The 6,584-nt window shown below is 63.8% G+C and carries 6 protein-coding genes and 2 pseudogenes; 7 read left to right on the top strand and 1 reads right to left on the bottom strand.

Annotated elements, in window-relative coordinates; translation table 11 throughout:
* From ABZE94_RS19360 to trpC, 7 genes and pseudogenes are all read left to right on the top strand, one after another.
* Window positions 1-150, top strand: a pseudogene (locus ABZE94_RS19360) (4-aminobutyrate--2-oxoglutarate transaminase); the annotation flags it as partial.
* A 269-nt stretch (window positions 151-419) separates the two neighbouring features.
* Window positions 420-1,094, top strand: a complete 675-nt coding sequence (rpe, locus tag ABZE94_RS19355) for a ribulose-phosphate 3-epimerase (protein ID WP_372877543.1) — start codon at window positions 420-422, stop codon at window positions 1,092-1,094.
* Window positions 1,091-1,940, top strand: a pseudogene (locus ABZE94_RS19350) (phosphoglycolate phosphatase). The gene rpe and the pseudogene ABZE94_RS19350 overlap by 4 nt, the downstream one beginning before the upstream one ends.
* 67 nt (window positions 1,941-2,007) lie before the next feature.
* The gene (gene trpE, locus ABZE94_RS19345) at window positions 2,008-3,501 is read left to right on the top strand and encodes an anthranilate synthase component I (protein WP_372877541.1); all 1,494 of its coding nucleotides are present in this window, start codon (window positions 2,008-2,010) and stop codon (window positions 3,499-3,501) included.
* Between the two features lie 11 nt (window positions 3,502-3,512).
* Window positions 3,513-4,109, top strand: a complete 597-nt coding sequence (locus ABZE94_RS19340; RefSeq protein ID WP_372877539.1) for an aminodeoxychorismate/anthranilate synthase component II — start codon at window positions 3,513-3,515, stop codon at window positions 4,107-4,109.
* Window positions 4,106-5,152 (top strand): anthranilate phosphoribosyltransferase, encoded by a 1,047-nt coding sequence (gene trpD, locus ABZE94_RS19335; RefSeq protein ID WP_372877537.1) that lies wholly within the window; start codon window positions 4,106-4,108, stop codon window positions 5,150-5,152. Before ABZE94_RS19340 ends, trpD begins: the two co-directional genes overlap by 4 nt.
* Window positions 5,149-5,985 carry an indole-3-glycerol phosphate synthase TrpC gene (trpC, locus tag ABZE94_RS19330; RefSeq protein WP_372877535.1) on the top strand — a complete coding sequence of 279 codons (837 nt, stop codon included), beginning with the start codon at window positions 5,149-5,151 and terminating at the stop codon, window positions 5,983-5,985. The genes trpD and trpC overlap by 4 nt, the downstream gene beginning before the upstream one ends.
* Window positions 5,986-6,040: 55 nt before the next feature.
* Here the strand turns inward: trpC and crp are convergent.
* Window positions 6,041-6,584: cAMP-activated global transcriptional regulator CRP (gene crp, locus ABZE94_RS19325; protein WP_372877533.1), on the bottom strand; the 544-nt coding region annotated here is incomplete at its 5' end.

The following is a 6,584-nucleotide window of genomic DNA, read 5'->3' as shown; positions in this document are numbered from 1 at the left end:
GTCGCCAAGGCCCGCGACAAGGGCCTGATCCTGCTGTCCTGCGGCACCTACGGCAACGTGCTGCGGGTGTTGGTGCCGCTGACCGCCGAAGACGCCCTGCTGGACAAGGGCCTGGGTATCATCGCCGAGTGCTTCGACGAATTGGCCTAAGAACCTGCTTACGATCTGCTGCGCGTCGGCCCTACTGCGTTAAAAACAGGCTCGGAATGCTCATTTACACCAGTAAACTCCGCTTCCTCGCCTGTTTTTGCCTTGTATGGCTCTAGCTCGCGAGATCGTAAACACGTTCTAAGCGCTGAGTCTTTTCCCTCTCCCTACCTCAGCGGGTAGGGGGCTTGCCGCCGACCATCGTCCCAGCGACGACTGAGAATGCGCTCGGGTACAATGCGCCCCTTTCGTGAATGCCACCGAGGTGCGCCATGCAACCCTTCGCCATCGCCCCGTCGATCCTCTCCGCCGATTTCGCCCGCCTGGGCGAGGAAGTGGACAAGGTGCTCGCCGCGGGTGCCGACATCGTCCACTTCGATGTGATGGACAACCACTATGTGCCCAACCTGACCATCGGCCCGATGGTCTGCGCGGCGCTGCGCAAGTACGGCATCACCGCACCGATCGACGCCCACCTGATGGTCAAGCCGGTGGATCGCATCATCGGCGATTTCATCGAGGCCGGTGCCAGCTACATCACCTTCCACCCGGAGGCCAGCGAGCATATCGACCGTTCCCTGCAGCTGATCAAGGCCGGTGGTTGCAAGGCCGGTCTGGTGTTCAACCCGGCCACCCCGCTGGAGGTGCTCAAGCATGTGCTGGACAAGGTCGACATGATCCTGTTGATGAGCGTCAACCCGGGGTTCGGCGGGCAGAAGTTCATCCCCCATACCCTGGAAAAACTCAAAGAGGCCCGCGCCCTGATCGATGCCAGTGGCCGCGAGATTCGCCTGGAGATCGACGGCGGGGTCAATGTGCAGAACATCCGCGAGATCGCCGCCGCCGGTGCCGACACCTTTGTCGCCGGCTCGGCGATCTTCGGCCAGCCGGACTACAAGGGCGTGATCGATGCCATGCGTGCCGAGCTGGCCCAGGTGCGCGGGTGACCGCACTGCATGAGCTGTTTCAGGGCGAGTTGCCGCGCCTGGTGATGTTCGACCTGGACGGCACCCTGGTTGACTCGGTGCCGGACCTGGCTGCCGCAGTGGACAAGAGCCTGCTCCAGCTCGGGCGGCCGGTGGCCGGCGTCCTGCAGGTGCGCGACTGGGTCGGCAATGGTGCGCGGGTGCTGGTGCGGCGCGCCCTGGCCGGCGGTCTGCAACATGAACATATCGACGATGCCTACGCCGAGCAGGCGCTCGAACTGTTCATGCAGGCCTATGCCGAGGGCCACGCCTTGACCCTGATTTACCCAGGCGTACGGGAAACCCTCGACTGGCTCCACGCGCAACGGGTCGAGATGGCCATCATCACCAACAAGCCGGAGCGCTTCGTCGCGCCGCTGCTGGATGACAAGGGCCTGGGCCGCTATTTCCGCTGGATCATCGGCGGCGACACCCTGCCCCAGCAGAAACCCGACCCGGCGGCGCTGCTGCATGTGCTACAGCTGGCCCGGGTAGAGGCGCGGCAGGCGCTGTTTATCGGCGATTCGCGCAATGACGTGCTGGCGGCCAAGGCGGCCGGTGTGCCTTGCGTGGCGCTGAGTTACGGCTACAACCACGGTCGGCCGATCGCCGAAGAGGGCCCGCTGCGGGTGCTGGATGATTTGCGCCAGCTGCTGGTTGCCGGCTAAGCCGCGCGGGCCGGGTTGCTTAGGTCAGGCGGCTGCGCTAGTGTTGCCAGTCTTTACTCCCGCCTAAGTGAGCTCCGTGGTGGTTACCTGCACGCGCTGGTCCGCAAGAACCGGTATGAAAATCATCAAGGCCCTGGCCCGTTGGCGCTGGCGCCTCTGACCTGATCTTGGCCGCTTAGGCGGCGCGTTTGCACACGACCGATTTATCCTCAAGCCACGAGGCTGATATGACCCGCGAAGAATTCCTGCGTTTAGCCGCTGCCGGCTACAACCGCATTCCGCTTGCCTATGAAACCCTGGTCGACTTCGACACCCCGTTGTCGATCTACCTGAAGCTGGCCGATGAGGCCAACACTTACCTGCTCGAATCCGTGCAGGGTGGCGAGAAATGGGGCCGTTACTCGATTATCGGCTTGCCGGCGCGCACCGTGCTGCGCGCCTATGAGCACGACGTAAGCGTCAGCGTCGATGGTGTCGAAGTCGAGCGTCACCATTGCGAAGACCCACTGGCCTTCGTCGAGGAGTTCCAGGCGCGCTACCGGGTGCCGACCCTGCCGGGCCTGCCGCGTTTCAACGGTGGTCTGGTCGGTTACTTCGGCTACGACAGCGTGCGCTACGTCGAAAAGCGCTTGGGTAAATGCCCCAATCCGGATCCGCTGGGTAACCCGGATATCCTCTTGATGGTCTCCGACGCCGTGGTGGTGTTTGATAATCTGGCTGGCAAGATGCACGCCATCGTCCTCGCCGATCCGGCCGAGGAGGGGGCGCTGGAACACGGCCAGGCTCGCCTGCAGGAGATCCTGCACAAGCTGCGCCAGCCCATCACCCCGCGCCTGGGTGTCGACCTCAATGCTCCGCCTGGGGCCGAACCGGCGTTCCGCTCCAGCTTCAGCCGCGCGGACTACGAGCGTTCGGTCGAGACCATCAAGGAATATATCCTGGCCGGCGACTGCATGCAGGTGGTGCCGTCGCAGCGCATGTCGATCGACTTCAAGGCCGCGCCCATTGATCTGTACCGGGCGCTGCGCTGCATCAACCCGACGCCTTACATGTACTTCTTCAATTTCGGCGACTTCCATGTGGTCGGCAGTTCCCCCGAGGTGCTGGTGCGTCTCGAGGATGGCCTGGTCACGGTGCGGCCCATCGCCGGCACCCGTCCGCGCGGCGCCAACGAGGAGGCCGATCTGGCCCTGGAGCAGGATCTGCTCGCCGATGCCAAGGAAGTCGCCGAACACCTGATGCTGATCGACCTGGGCCGCAACGACGTCGGTCGGGTCGCCAGCACCGGCTCGGTCAAACTCACCGAGAAGATGGTGATCGAGCGCTATTCCAACGTCATGCACATCGTTTCCAATGTCACCGGCCAGCTGAAGGAAGGCCTGACGGCCATGGACGCGCTGCGCGCCATCCTGCCGGCCGGCACCCTGTCCGGGGCGCCGAAGATCCGCGCCATGGAGATCATCGACGAACTGGAGCCGGTCAAGCGCGGCGTCTACGGTGGCGCCGTCGGCTACCTGGCCTGGAACGGCAACATGGACACTGCGATTGCCATCCGCACCGCGGTGATCAAGAACGGCGAACTGCACGTGCAGGCCGGGGGCGGCATCGTCGCCGACTCGGTACCGGCTCTGGAGTGGGAAGAAACCCTGAACAAGCGTCGCGCCATGTTCCGTGCCGTCGCGCTTGCCGAACAAACCGTCCCTGACCAGAACCCGCGCTGAGGAGTCCTGCCATGCTGCTGATGATCGACAATTACGACTCCTTTACCTACAACGTGGTGCAGTACCTCGGCGAGCTGGGGGCGGACGTCAAGGTGATCCGCAACGACGAGCTGAGCGTCGCCGAGATCGCCGCCCTGCAGCCCGAACGCATCGTGGTCTCGCCCGGGCCCTGTACGCCCAACGAGGCCGGTGTATCGCTGGCGGTAATCCAGCATTTCGCCGGCAAGCTGCCGATCCTCGGCGTGTGTCTGGGCCACCAGAGCATCGGCCAGGCCTTCGGCGGCGAGGTGGTGCGTGCGCGCCAAGTGATGCACGGCAAGACCAGCCCGGTGTTCCACGAAAATCGCGGGGTGTTCGCCGGGCTCAACAATCCACTGACGGTGACCCGCTATCACTCCCTGGTGGTCAAGCGCGAAACCCTGCCGGACTGCTTGGAAGTCACCGCCTGGACCCAATTCGAGGACGGCGCGCTCGACGAGATCATGGGCCTGCGCCACAAGACCCTGCATATCGAAGGCGTGCAGTTCCATCCGGAGTCTATTCTCACCGAGCAGGGCCACGAGCTCTTTGCCAACTTCCTCAAACAACATGGAGGCATGCGCGCATGAACATCAAGGAAGCCCTTAATCGGGTCGTCAGTCAGCTCGATCTGAGCACTGCAGAAATGCAGGATGTGATGCGCGAAATCATGACCGGCCAGTGCACGGACGCGCAGGTCGGCGCCTTCCTCATGGGCCTGCGCATGAAGAGCGAGACCATCGACGAGATCGTCGGTGCGGCGCAGATCATGCGCGAGTTGGCGGCGCCGGTGCAGATCGACGCCGAACACCTGGTCGACACCTGCGGCACCGGTGGCGACGGCATGAATATCTTCAACGTCTCCACCGCGGCGGCCTTGGTAGTCGCCGCGGCCGGTGGCCGGGTGGCCAAGCACGGCAACCGTGCGGTCTCGGGCAAGAGCGGCAGCGCCGATCTGCTGGAGGCCGCCGGGGTCAATCTGAATCTGACCCCCGAGCAGGTGGCGCGCTGTGTCGAGAGCGTGGGGGTCGGCTTCATGTTCGCCCCGGCCCACCATGGCGCGATGAAGTACGCCATCGGCCCGCGCCGCGAACTGGGCCTGCGCACCATCTTCAATATGCTCGGGCCGATGACCAATCCGGCCGGGGTCAGGCATCAGGTGCTGGGGGTGTTCAGCAAGGCGCTGTGCCGGCCCTTGGCCGAAGTGCTGCAGCGTCTGGGCAGTGAGCATGTGCTGGTGGTGCATGCCCAGGATGGTCTGGACGAGATCAGCCTGGCGGCGCCGACCTTCGTTGCCGAACTGAAAGACGGTGTGGTCAGCGAGTACAGCATCCAGCCGGAAGATTTCGGCATCAAGAGCCAGAGCCTGATCGGCTTGACCGTCGATGACGCCGCACAGTCGCTGGCGCTGATCCGTGATGCGCTGACCAAGCGCAAGGGCGAGCAGGGCCAGAAGGCGGCCGACATGATCGTGCTGAATGCCGGGGCGGCGCTGTATGCCGCCGATCTGGCCAGCAGCCTGAAAGAAGGTGTACAACTGGCCCATGATGCGCTGCATACCGGGCTGGCCTGGGAGAAACTGCAGGAACTGGTGTCCTTTACCGCGGTATTCAAACAGGAGAATCAAGGGTGAGCATTCCAACCATTCTCGAGAAGATCCTTGCCCGCAAGGCCGAAGAAGTAGCCGAGCGTCGCGCCGTCGTCGGCCTCGAGGAGGTGGAGCAGCAAGCCCGTGCCGCCGACAGCCCGCGAGGCTTTGCCCGAGCCTTGCAGGCACAGGCCAAGCGCAAGCAGCCGGCGGTCATCGCCGAGATCAAGAAGGCTTCGCCGAGCAAGGGGGTGCTGCGTGAGCTCTTCGTCCCGGCGGACATCGCCCGCAGTTATCAGGCCGGTGGCGCGACCTGCCTGTCGGTGCTGACCGACCAGGATTTCTTCCAGGGCGCCGACCTCTACCTGCAGGAAGCGCGCAGCGCCTGTTCGCTGCCGGTGATCCGCAAGGATTTCATGATCGACCCCTACCAGATCGTCGAGTCCCGTGCCCTGGGCGCCGATTGCGTGCTGTTGATCGTCGCGGCGCTGTCCGATGCGCAGATGGCCGAGCTGGCGGCGACCGCCAAGGCCTTCGACCTCGATGTGCTGGTCGAAGTGCACGATGGCGACGAGTTGGAGCGCGCGTTGAATACCCTGGACACACCGCTGGTGGGGATCAACAACCGTAACCTGCATACCTTCGAACTCGACCTGGAGACCACCCTGGATCTGCTGCCGCGAATTCCGCGCGACCGCCTGGTGGTGACCGAGAGCGGCATCCTCAACCGCGCCGATGTCGAACTGATGGAGATCAGCGAGGTGTACGCCTTCCTGGTCGGTGAAGCCTTCATGCGTGCGGAAAACCCGGGGCTCGAATTGGAGCGACTGTTTTTCCCCGAGCGCCGGCGGGTCATCAGTTCACCCGACGTGGGCTGAGTCAGCACGAACGAAAAAGCCGGCGCATGCGCCGGTTTTTTTATACCTGGTGGCTTCAGCGGGTGCCGAACACCACCATGGTTTTGCCTTTGACGTTGACCAGGCCTTGCTCTTCCAGGGCCTTGAGCACGCGACCGACCATCTCGCGCGAGCAGCCGACGATGCGGCCGATTTCCTGGCGGGTGATCTTGATCTGCATGCCGTCCGGGTGGGTCATGGCGTCCGGCTGTTTGCACAGGTCGAGCAGGGTGCGCGCGACGCGGCCGGTGACATCGAGAAAGGCCAGGTCGCCAACCTTGCGCGTGGTGTTGCGCAGGCGTTCGGCCATCTGGCTGCCGAGGGCGTAGAGGATGTCCGGGTCTTGCTGGGTCAGTTCGCGGAACTTGGCGTAGCTGAGTTCTGCCACTTCGCATTCGGTCTTGGCGCGCACCCAGGCGCTGCGTTCCTTTTCCGCACCGTCCTTGTCGAACAGGCCCATCTCGCCGAAGAAGTCCCCGGGGTTGAGGTAGGCGATGATCATTTCCCGGCCATCGTCGTCCTCGATGAGGATGGTGACCGAGCCTTTGACGATGAAGAACAGGGTTTCGCAGCGATCACCT

Source organism: Pseudomonas sp., assembly GCF_041601375.1.
Taxonomy (GTDB): Bacteria; Pseudomonadota; Gammaproteobacteria; order Pseudomonadales; family Pseudomonadaceae; genus Aquipseudomonas.
Note: the sequence above shows the minus strand (reverse complement) of the source record. Positions and strands in the feature narration are given on the sequence as shown.